A 14,718-nucleotide genomic window follows, 5' to 3' on the forward strand; every position below is an offset into this window, starting at 1 on the left:
CATGACCGAAGACCGGGACGGCACCCGCTGCGTCCGCGCCGGCCTGCCCGAGCCGGCCCCCGGCCAGCCGTTCCTGCCCGGGCCGGTGTTCGCCGCGCCGTACCACCTGGACCCGTGGGCGGGGCCGGCGGCGGCGCCCGACGGCTACGGCCGGCCGGACAACCCCACCCGGCGGCTGCTGGAGGCGGCGGTCGGGGAGCTGGAGGGCGGCGACTGCCGGGTCTTCGCCAGCGGGCAGGCCGCGATCACCGGGCTGCTGTTGACGCTGCTGCGGCCGGGCGACACCGTGGTGCTTCCGTCGGACGGGTACTTCGCCGTCCGGGCCTTCGCCGCCGACACGCTGGAGGGCATCGGCGTACGGGTGCTCCTCGCCCCGACCGCCGGCCCGCACCCGGCCTTCGACGGCGTACGCCTGGTGTTGCTGGAGACCCCGGCCAACCCGGGCCTGGACGTCGCGGACGTGGCGGCGCTGGCCGCCCGGGCGCACGCCGCCGGTGCCCTGGTGGCCGTCGACAACACCACGGCGACGCCGCTCGGGCAGCGCCCGCTCGACCTGGGCGCCGACGTCGTGGTGGCCTCCGGGACGAAGGCCCTGACCGGGCACTCCGACCTGCTGATCGGCTACGTGGCGACGCGCTCGGCCGAGCTGCGCGACGCGGTCACCGCCTGGCGGAACGTCACCGGGGCGGTGCCCGGCGCGTTCGACGCCTGGCTCGCCCACCGGTCGCTGGCCACCCTGGATCTGCGGCTGGCCCGGCAGACCGCCAACGCGCGGGCCCTCGCCGAGCTGCTCGCGGGGCGCGACGACGTGACCGGCGTGCGCTGGCCGGGGCTGCCCGGCGACCCGGCCCACCCGGTGGCGTCGGTCCAGATGCGACGGATCCCCGGGGTGCTCTGCTTCGACCTCGGCGACGCCGGGCGGGTGGCGCGGTTCCTCGACGCGGCCCGGCTCGTGGCCGCCGCCACCTCCTTCGGCGGCCTGCACACCACGGCGGACCGGCGGGCCCAGTGGGGCGACGACACCGCGCCCGGCTTCGTCCGGCTCTCCTGCGGGGTCGAGGATCCCGTCGACCTGGTCGCCGACGTGGCCGCCGCGCTGGACGCCAGCCGCTGACACCCCGCGCCGGGCCCGGAGGTCCTCCATGACCGTCTTCTCCTTCCGCCCCGACCGGCCGGCCCTCGTGCACCGGCTGCGCGCCGCGGGTTGCGTCTACGCCGAGGACGAGGCGGAACTGCTGATCGCCGCCGCCGACTCGGCCGAGGCGCTGGCCGACCTGGTCGAGCGCCGGGTCGCCGGGCTGCCGCTGGAGCACGTGCTCGGCTGGGCCGAGTTCTGCGGCGAACGGATCGCCGTCGACCCCGGCGTGTTCGTGCCGCGTGCGCGTACCGCCCTGCTGGTCGACGCCGCCGTCGCGGTGACCGGGCCGGCGGCGGCCGTGGTGGACCTGTGCTGCGGTTCCGGCGCCACCACCGTGGCCCTGGCCCGCCGGCTCGCGCCGCGCTGGCTGGCCGCCGCCGACGTGGACCCCACCGCCGTGGCGTGCGCCCGGCGCAACCTCGCCCCGCTGGCCGTCCCGGTCTTCGAGGGCGACCTGTACGACCCGCTGCCGGCGCGCTGGCGGGGCCGGCTGGACCTGGTGCTGGCCAACGCCCCGTACGTGCCGACGACGGCGGTGGCGCTGATGCCGCCGGAGGCGCGGCTGCACGAGGCACCGGTGGCCCTCGACGGCGGGCCGGACGGGCTGGCGGTGCTGCGCCGCGTGGCCGAGGGCGCGGCGCGCTGGCTGGCCCCGGGCGGGTACCTGGTGGTGGAGGCGGGGGAGACCCAGGTGGACGCGCTGCGCGCGGCGCTGACCGCCGTGGGCCTGCGCCCCGCCGTGCTCCGCGACGACGAGCGGGACGCGATCGCCGTCACGGCCCGCCGCCCGGGCTGACCCGCGACCCGTCGCGGGAGGACGCCCGACCGGCCGGCGTGCCCGCCTCGTGGCGCTGTCGAGCTGCCCCGTCGATGGGACCGCCCGGCGCTGCCTGGCGGGGCCGGGGGCGGAGCACTAGCCTCACGTCAGGCGTGGCGGCGGGAGGCGGGTTGTCGTGGGCGGTACGGACGTGCCGGTGGTCGTCGGGCTGGACAACGGAGGCACCAGCAACAACGCCACCGTGCTCACCCTGGACGGCCGCTTCCTGGTGGACGGCCTGGTGGAGAACCCGAGCGAGGTACGCGCCGGTCCGGCTGCGGCGATCGAGGCGCTGGCCCGCGCGTTCGACGGGGTGCTGGCGCTGACCGGGGTGCCCCGCGCGGCGGTACGCGCGGTCGGGCTGGACACGCCCGGCCCGGCGAGCGCCACCGGGGTGATCTCCTCCCGGGGGTCGACCAACTTCTCCCAGCCCGCCTGGCGCGGCTACGACGTGCGGACCGCGTTGGAGCGGCGGCTCGGCCTGCCGGTGCTCTACCACAACGACGGCAACGCCGCCGCGCTCTACGCCCACCACACGCACTTCGGCGCGGAGGCGATGCGCCGCTCGTCGGTGTCGGCCATCGTCGGCACGGGGCTGGGCGGGGGCGTCGTCGAGGCGGGCCGGGTGGTCGCCGGCGCGGCGGGGATGGCCGGCGAGCTGGGGCACGTGCACATCCCGCTGACCGGGCTGCTCGCGCCGGACCAGCCGGTGCCCACGTGCGCCTGCGGCTTCGCGGGGGACGCGGAGAGCGTGGCGTCGCTGACCGCGATCGGGCGGAACCTGCTGCCGTACTGGCTGGGTCGCTTTCCCGACCACCCGCTGGCCGGCGAGGCGCCGGAGCGGGCGGCCAAGCTGCTCCGTGGCTACGCCGAGCGCGGCGACGCGCTGGCCCGGGAGGTGTTCACCCAGCAGGCGATGGCGCTGGGCCGGCTCTTCACCGTGGCGGCCAACTTCACCGATCCGCACGCGTACTTCGTCGGTGGCGGGGTGGTGGAGGCCGCCCCCGACTTCCGGGACTGGTTCCTCGCGACGGTGCGGGAGCACACGGTGCTGCGGGAGGAGCAGGCCGCGTCGGCGACCTTCGCCCTGGTGCCCGAGCGGGACATGGCCGGCGCCCGGGGTGTGGCCATCGCGGCGCTGGAGGCGCTGCGGGCGGGTCCCGCGCCCCGCCCGGTCGTCGCGGGCTGACCCGCCCGCCTCCCGGTCGGACGAGGGCGCTCCGCCGCCCCCGGTGGCGGGATGGCGGGGCCGGTCGTCGCGTCGGGCCGAGACCCGCCGGGCGACGGCCCCACCGGCTCCCATCGGTGGGACCGTCGCCGGCGAAGCGCCGGCGCGACGTGGTCAGCGGGCGCGCCGGCGCCTCCGGAGGGGGGGTCAATGCCGGGGCGGCGCCCCGGTGAAGGCGGCCCACGCGGCCGGCGGGAAGAGCAGGGCGGGGCCGTCGGGGTCCTTGGAGTCACGGACGGCGACCGTTGCCGGGAGCACCGCCATCTCCACGCACGCCCCCTCGTCGCCGCTGCGGCTGCTCTTGCGCCACCGCGCCACGGCCAGCGCCGCGCTCATCGTCGGTGTCATGGTCCTACCGTCCCTTCAACAGTTGGAGGAGCTGGTCGCGGCTGGCCGCCGGGCTGAGCGCGACGGTCCGCAGGTGCTCCATGATCTTGGTGCAGGTACGCAGGTCGCCCGGCCGGTCGAGGACCATCTGCCCGGCCACCGTCTCCACCGAGGCGATGATCGGGTCCTCCGGGTCCGCGAACTCCAGGATGTGCAGCGAGCCCCGGGTGCCCCGGTGGTAGCCGGCGGCGAGCGGGATCACCTGGACGGTGATGTTGGGCAGCTCGCCCATCTTGACCAGGTGGTGCAGCTGCGCCTCCATCACCGACCGGTCGCCGACGGGTCGCAGCAGCGCGCCCTCGTCGATGATCGCGTCCAGGATCGGCGGCTGGTCGCTGGTCAGCCGCTGCTGTCGGTCCAGCCGGAACTGGACCCGCTGCTCCACCTCGTCGTCGCCGAGGGTGTGCGGGCCGCCCCGCATCACGCCCCGGATGTAGTCGGCGGTCTGCAACAGCCCCGGCACCACCGACGGCTCGAAGTTGGCGATCCCGGTCGCCTCGGCCTCGAGCGCGATGAAGTCGATGGTGCGCCGGTCCAGCAGGTACGAGTACGACACCCACCAGCCGGGCTTGCGCGCGTCCTTGGCGAGCTGCACGGCGGCGGCGACCTCGTCCGCGCCGACGCCGTAGAGGGTGAGTAGGGCGCGCACGGTGGCCGGGCTGACCAGCGTCTGTGCGTTCTCGTAGCGGGACAGGGTGCTGCGGGTGCTGCTGATCTCGTCGGCCGCCGCCTCCAGCGTGAGGCCGGCGGCTTCCCGGTGGGTACGTAGCGCGATGCCCAGGCGCCGGGCGCGGGCGGTCTTGGGAGCCATGCATCGATCGTCGCACATCTTCCCGGGAAGGTGTAGATGAGAGAACGTCGATGAGAGTTGCATTCATGGCTGTATACATGTCAGTCTGTCATCGCGTCCTCACCGCCGGTTGTCGTGGCGACGGTGGTGGTGAGTGACCGGAGGGGATGGGGCGCGCGGCGATCGGGTTTCTCCCCCGTACCCGATCGCCGCGTGCCACGCCCCGTGGCCCGCTCGCCGGAAGGGATTCGACGTGCGTACTGCTCGACAGGCCCGCGCCGACCGCGCCGGCGGGCTCCGATGACGCGGTTCCTGGTGGTGCTCACCGACGTACGGCCGACCGAGAGCGCCGGCCGCGACGAACGCAACTGCCCCGAGCGGCGCCGTCAGGTCGTCGGGGCGAGCAGCCGGGAGGCGGCCGACCGGATCGCGGGCGCGTTCATGGCGCTGGGCATGGTGCGGGCCGGCCGGCAGCGGGTCAAGGTGATCGCCATCGGCCGGCGGCACGCGCGCGGCTGACGCCGTCCGCGGTGCGGTCGACGGAGACGGCCCCGCCGGGCGGGAGAGTGTCCGGCAGGCGGCCCGGCCCGGCGGGAGGCGCGGCCCGGCGCCCCGCCGGGCCGTCCGGCGTCAGCCCTCCGGCGAAGGTCCTGTCGGACGTCCGGCGGCGGTCCCGTCCGGCGGCCGTCCCGTCGTCCGGGTCGCAGGGAGCGTCACAGCATCCTGCGCCGCTTCAGGTAGGCCACCAGATCGTCGTAGACGCCCCCCTCGTTGGCGAACATCGCCACGTTGCGGGCGGTGGCCATCCACGGCTTCGTCGACGGCCGGACCTCCCTGACCGCCCGCTCCAGGTCCCGGTGCTCGATCATCCGCACCTCGCCGGTGCGTACCGAGTCGGCCATCGCGAACTCGGCGGCCGTCTCGCAGAGGTGGGCCAGGTCGGCGCCCGAGTAGTCCTCCGTGGCCGCGACGATCTTCCGCAGGTCGATCCCCGCGATCGGCCGTTCCCGCAGGTGGTACTCCAGGATGGACCGGCGCGCCTCGGCGTCGGGCGGCAGCACCAGCACCACCCGGTCGAGCCGCCCGGGGCGGCGCAGCGCCGGATCGACGTCCCACGGGGTGTTGGTGGCGGCCAGCACGAAGACCCCCTCGTTGCTGCCCTCCATCCCGTCCAGCTCCGCCAGCAGCTGGTTGCCCAGCGTCCGCATCGAGCTGGAGCCGACCTGTGAACGCTTGTGCCCCAGCGCGTCGACCTCGTCGAGGAAGAGCACGCACGGCGCGTTGCGGCGGGCCGCCTGGAACAGCTCGTGCAGGTTGCGCTCCGAGTTGCCCATCCACATGTCCAGCACGTGCACGATGGACAGCGAGATGAACTTCGCGCCCATCTCCCCGGCGACCGCCCGGGCCAGGAACGTCTTGCCGCAGCCGGGCGGGCCGTAGAGCATCAGGCCGCCACGCAGGCTCTTGCCGTACATCCTGCGCAGCTCCGGGTTGCGCAGCGGGCCGAGGAAGGCCAGCTCCAGGCGCTCCTTGACCGCCGACATGCCGCCCACGTCGGCCAGCCGGACGCCGGAGGCCTCCACGTCGTACACCCGGTCGGCGTCGCCGGCCACCGGCTCCGGCTCGTCGCCGGCGCGGGCGAAGCGCGGCGGCACCACGTCGGCCAGCTCCTGCTCGTAGGCCGCGAGCGGATCGTGGTCGGCGGTCGCGCCGGCGCCGCCGGGCCCGTCCGGCGCCGCGCGCCGCGCCGCCGGTCGCGGATCCGCCGGGGGCGGCGGCGGTACGGGGCCCGCCAGCGCCCGCTGCATCAACGCCTGCGCCTCGGCGCTGCCCGGATCCCGGGCGAGCGCCTGCCCGACCTGTGCGATCGCCTCCCCAGCCCGGCCGGCGTCGAGCAGCAGCGCGGCGAGGTGCAGCCGCAGCGGCAGGTCGTCGGGGCGGGCGTCCAGGGCCGCCGACAGGGACTCGATGAGGGGATCAGCGCTCATAGGACGTGCAGCGTAGTGGGCGTCCGGCGCCGTCACCGCCCCGCATCGTCGGGTGCGTGGTGACGCTACGTGTATCCCTTGTTGACCGAATGCGGCATGGCTCGGCTCTCCCCGGGTATCGGCATCCGGCGCCCGCCACGCACAGTAAGGTCAACCGGGTGAGCGCCACGACCGGAGCAGTCGCGTACGAAGAGGTGACGCAGTGACCACCCCAGGCAGGACCCGCGTGGCGATCGTGTTCGGCGGCCGCAGCCCGGAGCACGGCATCTCCTGCGTCAGCGCCGGCAGCGTCCTCGGCGCTCTCGACCCGGACGAGTTCGAGGTGGTGCCGGTGGGCATCACCCGGGCCGGCCAGTGGGTGCTGACCAGCGGCGACCCCGGCCAGTTGGCGATCAACGCGCGCCGGCTGCCGGAGATCACCGCCGAGTCCGGCACCGACATCGTGCTGCGCGCCGACCCGACCGGCAACGGGCTCATGGTGCTCGACCCCACCGAGGGGCCCCGGGCGCTCGCCGACGTCGACGTGGTCTTCCCGGTGCTGCACGGCGCGTACGGCGAGGACGGCACCATCCAGGGCATGCTGGAGATGGCCGGCATCCCGTACGTCGGGGCGAACGTCTTCGCCTCCGCCGCCGCCATGGACAAGGAGTTCACCAAGAAGCTCTGCGCCGCCGAGGGCATCCCCGTCGGCCCGTACGCCGTGCTACGCAACGGGATGACGCTGAGCGAGGCGGACAAGGAGCGGCTCGGCCTGCCGGTCTTCGTGAAGCCGTCGCGGGCCGGTTCGTCGTTCGGCATCAGCAAGGTCGACGACTGGGCCGACCTCGACGCGGCGGTCGCCACCGCCCGGCAGATCGACCCGAAGGTGCTCATCGAGGGGGCGATCGTCGGCCGCGAGATCGAGTGCGGCGTGCTGGAGGGCGAGGCCGGCGGGGCGCCGGAGGCGTCCGTGCTCGCCGAGGTCCGGGTGGTCGGGGACTACGACTTCTACGACTTCGAGGCGAAGTACATCGACTCCGAGTCCGCCTGCGAGTACGACATCCCCGCCGGCCTGCCGGAGCGGGTGACCCGCCAGGTCCGCGAGTACGCCGTGCGCGCCTTCACCGCGCTCGACTGCGCCGGGCTGGCCCGGGTCGACTTCTTCGTCACCCCCGACCTGGACGTCTACCTCAACGAGATCAACACGATGCCGGGCTTCACGCCGACGTCGATGTTCCCCCGGATGTGGGCGGCCTCCGGCCTGGAGTACCCGAAGCTGGTCAACCGTCTCATCCGCACCGCCCTGCACCGCGGCGTCGGCCTGCACTGACAGCGGCAGCGGAACGGGCCCGTTCCCGCACGGCGCGGGGGACGGGCCCTTTTCCGCGATGTCCCCGGGGCGCGGCCGGCCGGGGGCGCGTCGGTCAGTTCCGGCAGCCGCTCGGGGTGTCGGCGACGGAGGGCACCGAGGCCACGACCGTGTCCGAGACGGGGGCCACCCACTGCAACCCCTGCCCGTAGAAGTGCGGCACGCGGACGGTGACGGCGGTCTCCCGGTCCATCGTGGTGAGCACGGTGGCGTCGCGTTCCTCGCTGGCGTACCAGCAGACCCGGTTGACCGTCCAGACGTGGTCGGTGTCGTCGACGGCCGGCTTGGCCCCGCCGCAGGCGACGGTGACCGCCGGGTCGCCGTACGCGGCGTTCTGCTCCGGGCCGGCGGTGACGGGGCGCTGCGGGAGGTCGTTGACCGTGGCCGGCAGTTGGGAGAGCAGGGCCCGGCAGACCGTGGCGGGGCGCTCGGCCAGCGCCGGCGCGGCCATCTCGACCGGGGCGGTGGAGCGCGGGCCGACACTCGTGGCGGTCGCGCTCGGCGTGGCGGCCGGCTCGGCCCGCTCGTCGGGGGAGAGTTGGGTGAACGCGAGCGCGCCCACCAGCACGGTGACCGGCAGCGCGATCAGCGTCGCGATCAGCGCGGCGCCCCGGGTCGCCCGGTCGGGGGCCGGCCGGTCGGGGGCCACCTCGTCCGGCTGGTCGGAATCGGTCACGGGGGAGTCAGTGATCTTGTCCACTTACAGGCGCACCACCGAACACGTGAGGGTGCGGGTGATGCCGGGCACCATCTGCACCTTGCTGACGATGAGTTTGCCGAGTTCGTCGACGGTGTTCGCCTCGGTGAGCACGACCACGTCGTACGGCCCGGTGACGGCGTCGACGCGTACCACGCCGGCAAGTTCAGAGATGAGACCGGCCACGTCGCGCGCGCGGCCGACCTCCGTCTGGATGAGGATGTACGCCTGAACCACGACTCGACCTCCGTCCGTCGCCGCCTGCGGGGCGGCCCGAAGGGAGAAAGTACCTTACGGACCAGGTCTGATCCCTATCGGTGGTCGAGGAGAAGCGGTGAGCGAGCGCGGCGGAGGGCCGGTATGAGTGTCGCGGGGGTCGGCGAGTTCGGCCTGATCGATCGGGTGACCGCCCGGTTGTCGTACGGATCGACCGTTCTGCTCGGTCCCGGGGACGACGCGGCGGTGGTGGCCGCCCCGGACGCCCGGGTCGTGGCCTCGACCGACGTGCTGGTGGAGGGCCGGCACTTCCGGCGGGACTGGTCCGGCGCGCGTGACGTCGGCCACCGGGCGGCGGCGGCGAACCTGGCGGACATCGCCGCGATGGGGGCGCAGCCGACCGCGCTGCTGGTCGCGCTCTGCATGCCGCCGGAGTTGGAGACCGGCTGGGCCGAGGAGCTCGCCGACGGGCTGGCCGCCGAGGCGGCGAAGGTCGGCGCGAGCGTGGTGGGCGGGGACATGTCGGCCAGCCCCACGCTGACCATCGCGGTCACGGCCCTCGGCGACCTGGGCGGCCGGCCGCCGGTGACGCGCTCCGGCGCGCGGCCCGGCGACGTGCTGGCCCTGGCCGGCCGCATCGGGTACGCGGCGGCCGGGCTGACCGTGCTCTCCCGGGGCTTCCGTACGCCCCGGTTGCTGGTGGAGGCCTGCCGGCGGCCCGAGGTGCCGTACGCGGCGGGGCCGCACGCCGCCCGGCTCGGCGCCACCGCCATGATCGACGTGTCGGACGGGCTGCTTGCCGACGTCGGGCACGTGGCGAAGGCGAGCGGGGTGGCGGTGGACGTGCGCCGGGACGCCTTCGAGGTGCCCCGGCAGATGCGCGACGCCGCCCAGGCGCTCGGCGTCGACCCGTACTCCTGGCTCCTCGCCGGTGGCGACGACCACGCGCTGGCCGCGACCTTCCCGTCGGCGGTGGCGCTGCCGCCGGACTGGCGGCCGATCGGGCGGGTCGCGGAGGGCTCGGGCGTGACGGTCGACGGGCGCCCGTACGACGGACCCGCTGGCTGGGACCACTTCCGGTAAGGGCCGATCGTCGTCGTACCCTTTACTCCGTGAGTGAGATCGAGATTCGGGCCGAGCGCTTCGACTCGCCCGTGGCGCAGGGGCTGATCCGCGCCGCGCTGGCCGACCTGGGTGCCCGGTACGGCGGCAGCGGCGACGAGACCCCGGTCGACCCGGGCGAGTTCGTGCCGCCCGCCGGGGCCTTCCTCGTCGCCCACCTCGGCGGCGAGCCGGTCGGCTGCGGCGGCTGGCGCAGCCACGGTGACGAGGGCGACACCGCCGAGCTGAAGCGGATGTACACCGCGCCGGCGGCCCGGGGCCGGGGCGTGGCCCGGGCGGTGCTGGCGGCGGTGGAGCGCTCCGCGCGGGAGCACGGGCGCAAGCGGATCGTCCTGGAGTGCGGCGACAAGCAGCCGGAGGCCATCGCCATGTACGCGGCGGCCGGCTACGAGCGGATCCCGAACTTCGGCTTCTACCGCGACGCCCCGGGCTGCATCTCCTTCGCCCGGACGCTCTGACCCGTCCCCCGGACGCTCCGGCCCCGTCGCGGGCCGCTCCGACCCGTCGCCGCGACGCGGGCGCCGCGACCCGTCGCGCTGCCGCCCGCCGTGCGCGGCGGAGGCGTCGGTCGGCGGACGCGACAGAGCCGGCGGGCCGTGACGGCCCGCCGGCAATGACGAGTGATGAGGGGTGGGGCCTACCGCGTCAGGCGCGGGTGACCTTGCCCGCCTTGATGCAGGAGGTGCAGACCTTCAACTTCTTGGTGTTGCCGCCACCGGCCGGGGTACGCACCGACTGGATGTTCGGGTTCCAGCGGCGGTTGGTCCGCCGGTGCGAGTGGGACACGTTGTGGCCGAAGCCCGGTCCCTTGCCACAGACGTCGCACACGCTAGCCACGGGATACTCCTGGGATTGAAACGTTCATGAGGTCGCCGCCAGGCGCAGCCCGGGCAACCTGGCCAGGTTACCCGATGGTCCGGGTGCCGACCAACCGGCCCCGGACGGCGGCCCGGGCCGGCGCCCTCGCCGCGCTCCCGTGCGCCCACGGGCCCGACGCGTCGCGCCCCGGCAGGGGTGCGGCACAGGTCGGACCGTACCGGCCCCTGCGCCGTCGCCGCGCGCTGGACGGGCCACGCGGACGACGGGTGCGCGCGGACGACCGGACACGCCGCGCGAGTGCTGGCGACACCGGCGCGTGTCGGTGCGCGCCAGTAGGCTTCTCGCCGTGCTGGACACCCTCGACGCCGCCGCGGTCCGCCGTTGGTGCGCGGGCGGGCTGGTGGCGCTCAAACGCCATCAGGGCGAGATCGACGACCTCAACGTCTACCCGGTGCCCGACGGCGACACCGGCACCAACATGGTGCTCACCCTCACCTCGGCCCAGCAGGCGCTCGCGATGGACCTCGGCACCCTCCCGGAGGACGGGCCGACCGCGCACGGGCACGCGCTGCGGCTGATGGCCCGGGGCGCGCTGCTGGGCGCGCGGGGCAACTCGGGGGTGATCCTCTCGCAGATCCTGCGTGGCTTCGCCGACGCCGTGGCCGCCGTGCCGGTCGTGCGGGGGCGCGAGCTGGCCGCCGCCCTGCGCGACGGCACGGCCGCCGCCTACGCCGCGGTCGCCCGCCCCGTCGAGGGCACGCTGCTCAGCGTCGTCGCCGCTGCGGCGCACGCCGCCGAGCGCGCCGACAGCGACGACCTGCGCGCGGTGGCCCGGGCGGCGGCGGGCGGGGCGGCGCACGCCCTGGCGCGCACCCCCGAGCAGCTCCCGGCGCTGGCCCGGGCCGGCGTGGTGGACGCCGGCGGCCGGGGCCTGTGCCTGCTGCTCGACGCCCTGGTCGAGGTCGTGACCGGCGAGAGCCCCGAGCGGCCCGCGCCCGCGCCGCGCCCGGTCCGTCCGCCGGCCACCGCCGTGCGCGAGACCGGCTCCGAGGAGTACGCGTACGAGGTGCAGTACCTGCTCGACGCCGGGCCGCAGGAGGTGGCCCGGCTGCGCGCCGAGCTGGCCGCGCTGGGCGACTCGCTGGTGGTCGTCGGCGACGGCAGCGCCGGCACGGGCACCTGGAACGTGCACGTGCACGTCAACGACGTGGGCGCGGCGATCGAGGCGGGTGTGGTGGCCGGCCGGCCGCACCGGATCTCGGTGACCCGGTTCGCCGACCAGCTCGCACCGGTGCCGCCTGCCGTGGCCGCGGACGGGCGGGCCGCCGTGGTGGTGGCCACCGGCGCGGGCATCGCCGGGCTCTTCGCCGGCGAGGGCGCGACGGTGGTGCCCGGCAACCCGTCGATCGGCGAGCTGGTGGACGCGATCCGCGTCACCGGGGCGGCCCGCGTGGTGGTGCTGCCCAACGACCCCGACACGCAGGCGGTCGCGAGCGCCGCCGCCCGGGAGGCGCACGCGCTCGGCATCAAGGTCAGCGTGGTGCCGACGCGCTCGCCCGTGCAGGCGCTGGCCGCCCTCGCGGTGCGCGACCCGGGGCGACGCTTCTCCGACGACGTGATCGCGATGGCCGAGGCGGCCGGGGCCTGCCGCTACGCGGAGGTCTGCTACGCCCGCCGCGAGGCGCTGACCGTCGCCGGCCCGTGCCGCCCCGGCGACGTGCTGGCGCTGGTCGAGGGGGAGGTGCACCTGATCGGCTCCGACCTGGCCGACACCTGCGCGGCCGTGGTCGACCGGATGCTCGGCGGCGGCGGTGAGCTGGTGACGCTGCTCTCCGGTGCGGACGCCCCCGACGGGCTCGCCGAAGCGGTCCGCGAGCACGTCGAGCGGCGCTGGCCGTTCGTCGAGGTGCAGGCCTACCCGGGCGGGCAGCCGCACTATCCGCTCCTGGTGGGGGTCGAATGACGTCCGAGCCGTCCACGATGGACACGCCGCTGAAGAAGCTGGTCGGCGAGAAGACCGCGAAGGCCCTCGCCGGGCACCTCGACCTGCACACCGCCGGCGACCTGATCTACCACTTCCCGCGCCGCTACGACGAGCGCGGCGAGCACACCGACATCCGCTCGCTCGACGTCGGTGAGCAGGCCACCGTGCTGGCCCAGGTGCAGCGCACCGCCGTACGCCCGATGCGCCAGCGCCGGGGCAACCTGCTGGAGGTGACGGTCGGCGACGGCGCCGGCGGCACTCTCACCCTGACCTTCTTCGGCAACCAGGCCTGGCGCGAGCGCGAGCTGCGCCCCGGCCGGTGGGGGCTCTTCGCCGGCAAGGTCACCGAGTTCCGGGGCAAGCGGCAGCTCAACGGCCCGGAATACGTCCTGCTCGGCGAGGGCGGCGACGGTGAGGCGGCGGCCAACGAGGAGATCGAGGAGTTCGCGGGCGCGCTGATCCCGGTCTACCCGGCCGCCGCGGCCGTGCCCACCTGGGTGGTCGCCCGCTGCGTGCGGGTGGTGCTGGACACGTTCACCGCGCCGGACGACCCGCTGCCCGCGACCCTGCGGGCGAGCCGCAACCTGGGCGGCATCGGCACGGCGCTGCGCGAGATCCATCGGCCGACCAGCAAGGAGGCGCTCTACCGGGCCCGGCACCGGCTCAAGTGGGACGAGGCGTTCGCCGTGCAGCTCACCCTGGTGCAGCGCAAGCACCGCGCCGCCGCCTCGCCGGCCCGGCCCCGCCCGGCGCGGCCCGGCGGCCTGCTCGACGCCTTCGACGCCCGGCTGCCCTACGAGCTGACGCCCGGCCAGCGCGACGTGGGGGTGGAGATCGCGGCGGACCTGGCCACGGCCCACCCGATGCACCGGCTGCTCCAGGGCGAGGTCGGCTCCGGAAAGACGGTGGTCGCGCTGCGCGCGATGCTCCAGGTGGTCGACGCGGGCGGGCAGGCCGCGCTGCTGGCCCCGACCGAGGTGCTCGCCGCGCAGCACCACCGGGGCATCCTCGACCTGCTCGGGCCGCTCGGGCGGGCCGGCGAGCTGGGCGCGGCCGACGACGCCACCCGGGTCGAGCTGGTCACCGGCTCGCTGGGCGCGGTGGCCCGCCGGCGGGCGCTGGCCGAGGTCGCCAGCGGCGCCGCCGGCATCGTGCTCGGCACCCACGCCCTGCTCTACGAGGGCGTCGACTTCGCCGACCTCGGCCTGGTGGTGGTCGACGAGCAGCACCGCTTCGGCGTGGAGCAGCGCGACGCGCTGCGCGCCAAGGCCGAGCAGCCGCCGCACGTGCTGGTGATGACGGCCACCCCGATCCCGCGCACGGTCGCGATGACCGTCTACGGCGACCTGGAGACCTCCACGCTGTCCCAGCTGCCGCAGGGCCGCTCGCCGATCGCCTCGCACGTGGTCCCGGCCGCCGAGAAGCCGGCCTTCCTGGACCGGGCCTGGCGCCGGGTACGCGAGGAGGTGGCCGCCGGCCACCAGGCGTACGTCGTCTGCCCCCGCATCGGCGAGGGGCCGGCGAGCGAGGAGGAGCCGCCGGCGGAGGACGACAACGGGCGTCGGCCGCCGATGGCGGTCACCGAGGTGGCGCCGCTGCTCGCCGAGGGGCCGCTGCACGGCCTGCGCATCGGCGTGCTGCACGGGCGGCTGCCGACCGACGAGAAGGACGCGGTGATGCGCTCCTTCGCCGACGGCGACCTCGACGTGCTGGTCGCCACGACCGTGGTCGAGGTCGGCGTCAACGTGCCGAACGCGACCGTGATGATCGTGCTCGACGCCGACCGGTTCGGCGTCTCCCAGCTGCACCAGCTGCGCGGCCGGGTCGGCCGGGGCTCCGCCCCGGGGCTCTGCCTGCTGGTCAGCGAGGCGCTGGAGGGCACGCCCGCGCGGGAGCGGCTGGACGCGGTGGCCTCCACGACCGACGGGTTCAAGCTCGCCGAGCTGGATCTGGAGCAGCGCCGGGAGGGCGACGTCCTGGGCGCCACCCAGTCGGGGCGCCGCTCGCACCTGCGGCTGCTCTCGCTGCTGCGCGACGCCGACCTGATCCGCGACGCCCGAGCCGAGGCGATCGCCCTGGTCGGGGAGGATCCGGAGCTGGCCCGGCACCCGGCGTTGGCCGCGTCGGTGGCCGCCCTGGTCGACGAGGAGCGCGCCGAATACCTGGAGAAGGGCTGATCTAGGC

The 14,718-nt window shown here is 75.6% G+C and carries 15 protein-coding genes; 9 read left to right on the forward strand and 6 right to left on the reverse strand.

Features of this window, described 5'->3' with window-relative positions:
• Position 1: 1 nt before the first annotated feature.
• The 3 genes from CLT72_RS29560 (at position 2) to CLT72_RS29570 (ending at position 3,144) form a co-directional block, all read left to right on the forward strand.
• The gene (locus CLT72_RS29560) at positions 2 to 1,114 is read left to right on the forward strand and encodes a cystathionine gamma-lyase (RefSeq protein WP_101414546.1); all 1,113 of its coding nucleotides are present in this window, start codon (positions 2 to 4) and stop codon (positions 1,112 to 1,114) included.
• Between the two features lie 28 nt (positions 1,115 to 1,142).
• Entirely contained in the window at positions 1,143 to 1,934 is a 792-nt protein-coding gene (locus tag CLT72_RS29565) for a putative protein N(5)-glutamine methyltransferase (RefSeq protein WP_101414547.1), read from the forward strand.
• Between the two features lie 157 nt (positions 1,935 to 2,091).
• On the forward strand, positions 2,092 to 3,144 hold the full coding sequence (locus tag CLT72_RS29570) for an ROK family protein (RefSeq protein ID WP_101414548.1): 1,053 nt from the start codon (positions 2,092 to 2,094) through the stop codon (positions 3,142 to 3,144).
• 186 nt (positions 3,145 to 3,330) lie between these two features.
• Here the strand turns inward: CLT72_RS29570 and CLT72_RS29575 are convergent, their stop codons facing one another.
• Together CLT72_RS29575 and CLT72_RS29580 are read right to left on the reverse strand one after the other, a co-directional pair.
• Complete coding sequence (locus tag CLT72_RS29575; protein ID WP_101414549.1) at positions 3,331 to 3,531, reverse strand: DUF397 domain-containing protein; 201 nt, start codon at positions 3,529 to 3,531, stop codon at positions 3,331 to 3,333.
• Positions 3,532 to 3,535: 4 nt separating this feature from the next.
• Complete coding sequence (locus CLT72_RS29580; RefSeq protein ID WP_089001584.1) at positions 3,536 to 4,381, reverse strand: helix-turn-helix domain-containing protein; 846 nt, start codon at positions 4,379 to 4,381, stop codon at positions 3,536 to 3,538.
• A 279-nt stretch (positions 4,382 to 4,660) separates the two neighbouring features.
• On the opposite strand from CLT72_RS29580, the gene CLT72_RS29585 reads away from it, so the two are divergent.
• Positions 4,661 to 4,879: a hypothetical protein gene (locus tag CLT72_RS29585; protein WP_101414550.1), complete on the forward strand. Its 219-nt coding sequence runs from the start codon at positions 4,661 to 4,663 to the stop codon at positions 4,877 to 4,879.
• 194 nt (positions 4,880 to 5,073) lie between these two features.
• Here CLT72_RS29585 and CLT72_RS29590 read toward each other — a convergent pair whose 3' ends face one another.
• The gene (locus tag CLT72_RS29590; protein WP_101414551.1) at positions 5,074 to 6,348 is read right to left on the reverse strand and encodes an ATP-binding protein; all 1,275 of its coding nucleotides are present in this window, start codon (positions 6,346 to 6,348) and stop codon (positions 5,074 to 5,076) included.
• A gap of 202 nt (positions 6,349 to 6,550) precedes the next feature.
• On the opposite strand from CLT72_RS29590, the gene CLT72_RS29595 reads away from it, so the two are divergent.
• Positions 6,551 to 7,657, forward strand: coding sequence for a D-alanine--D-alanine ligase family protein (locus CLT72_RS29595; RefSeq protein WP_101414552.1), 1,107 nt, complete (start codon positions 6,551 to 6,553; stop codon positions 7,655 to 7,657).
• A 94-nt stretch (positions 7,658 to 7,751) separates the two neighbouring features.
• Here CLT72_RS29595 and CLT72_RS29600 read toward each other — a convergent pair whose 3' ends face one another.
• Positions 7,752 to 8,396, reverse strand: a complete 645-nt coding sequence (locus CLT72_RS29600) for a DUF3515 family protein (protein WP_101414553.1) — start codon at positions 8,394 to 8,396, stop codon at positions 7,752 to 7,754.
• Entirely contained in the window at positions 8,397 to 8,630 is a 234-nt protein-coding gene (locus CLT72_RS29605; RefSeq protein WP_101414554.1) for an Lrp/AsnC ligand binding domain-containing protein, read from the reverse strand. It abuts the gene before it with no gap.
• Positions 8,631 to 8,753: 123 nt separating this feature from the next.
• On the opposite strand from CLT72_RS29605, the gene CLT72_RS29610 reads away from it, so the two are divergent.
• Both CLT72_RS29610 and CLT72_RS29615 read left to right on the forward strand, forming a co-directional pair.
• A complete protein-coding gene (locus CLT72_RS29610) occupies positions 8,754 to 9,692 on the forward strand; it encodes a thiamine-phosphate kinase (RefSeq protein ID WP_101414555.1) in 939 nt (312 codons plus the stop codon).
• A gap of 29 nt (positions 9,693 to 9,721) precedes the next feature.
• Positions 9,722 to 10,189 carry a GNAT family N-acetyltransferase gene (locus CLT72_RS29615; RefSeq protein ID WP_101414556.1) on the forward strand — a complete coding sequence of 156 codons (468 nt, stop codon included), beginning with the start codon at positions 9,722 to 9,724 and terminating at the stop codon, positions 10,187 to 10,189.
• A 187-nt stretch (positions 10,190 to 10,376) separates the two neighbouring features.
• Here the strand turns inward: CLT72_RS29615 and rpmB are convergent, their stop codons facing one another.
• Positions 10,377 to 10,568 carry a 50S ribosomal protein L28 gene (gene rpmB, locus CLT72_RS29620; RefSeq protein ID WP_011905179.1) on the reverse strand — a complete coding sequence of 64 codons (192 nt, stop codon included), beginning with the start codon at positions 10,566 to 10,568 and terminating at the stop codon, positions 10,377 to 10,379.
• Between the two features lie 328 nt (positions 10,569 to 10,896).
• On the opposite strand from rpmB, the gene CLT72_RS29625 reads away from it, so the two are divergent.
• Positions 10,897 to 12,513, forward strand: coding sequence for a DAK2 domain-containing protein (locus CLT72_RS29625; protein WP_101414557.1), 1,617 nt, complete (start codon positions 10,897 to 10,899; stop codon positions 12,511 to 12,513).
• Positions 12,510 to 14,711, forward strand: coding sequence for an ATP-dependent DNA helicase RecG (gene recG / locus CLT72_RS29630; protein ID WP_101414558.1), 2,202 nt, complete (start codon positions 12,510 to 12,512; stop codon positions 14,709 to 14,711). Before CLT72_RS29625 ends, recG begins: the two co-directional genes overlap by 4 nt.
• The last annotated feature ends 7 nt before the right edge of the window (positions 14,712 to 14,718 follow it).

The organism is Micromonospora sp. CNZ309, from assembly GCF_002846525.1.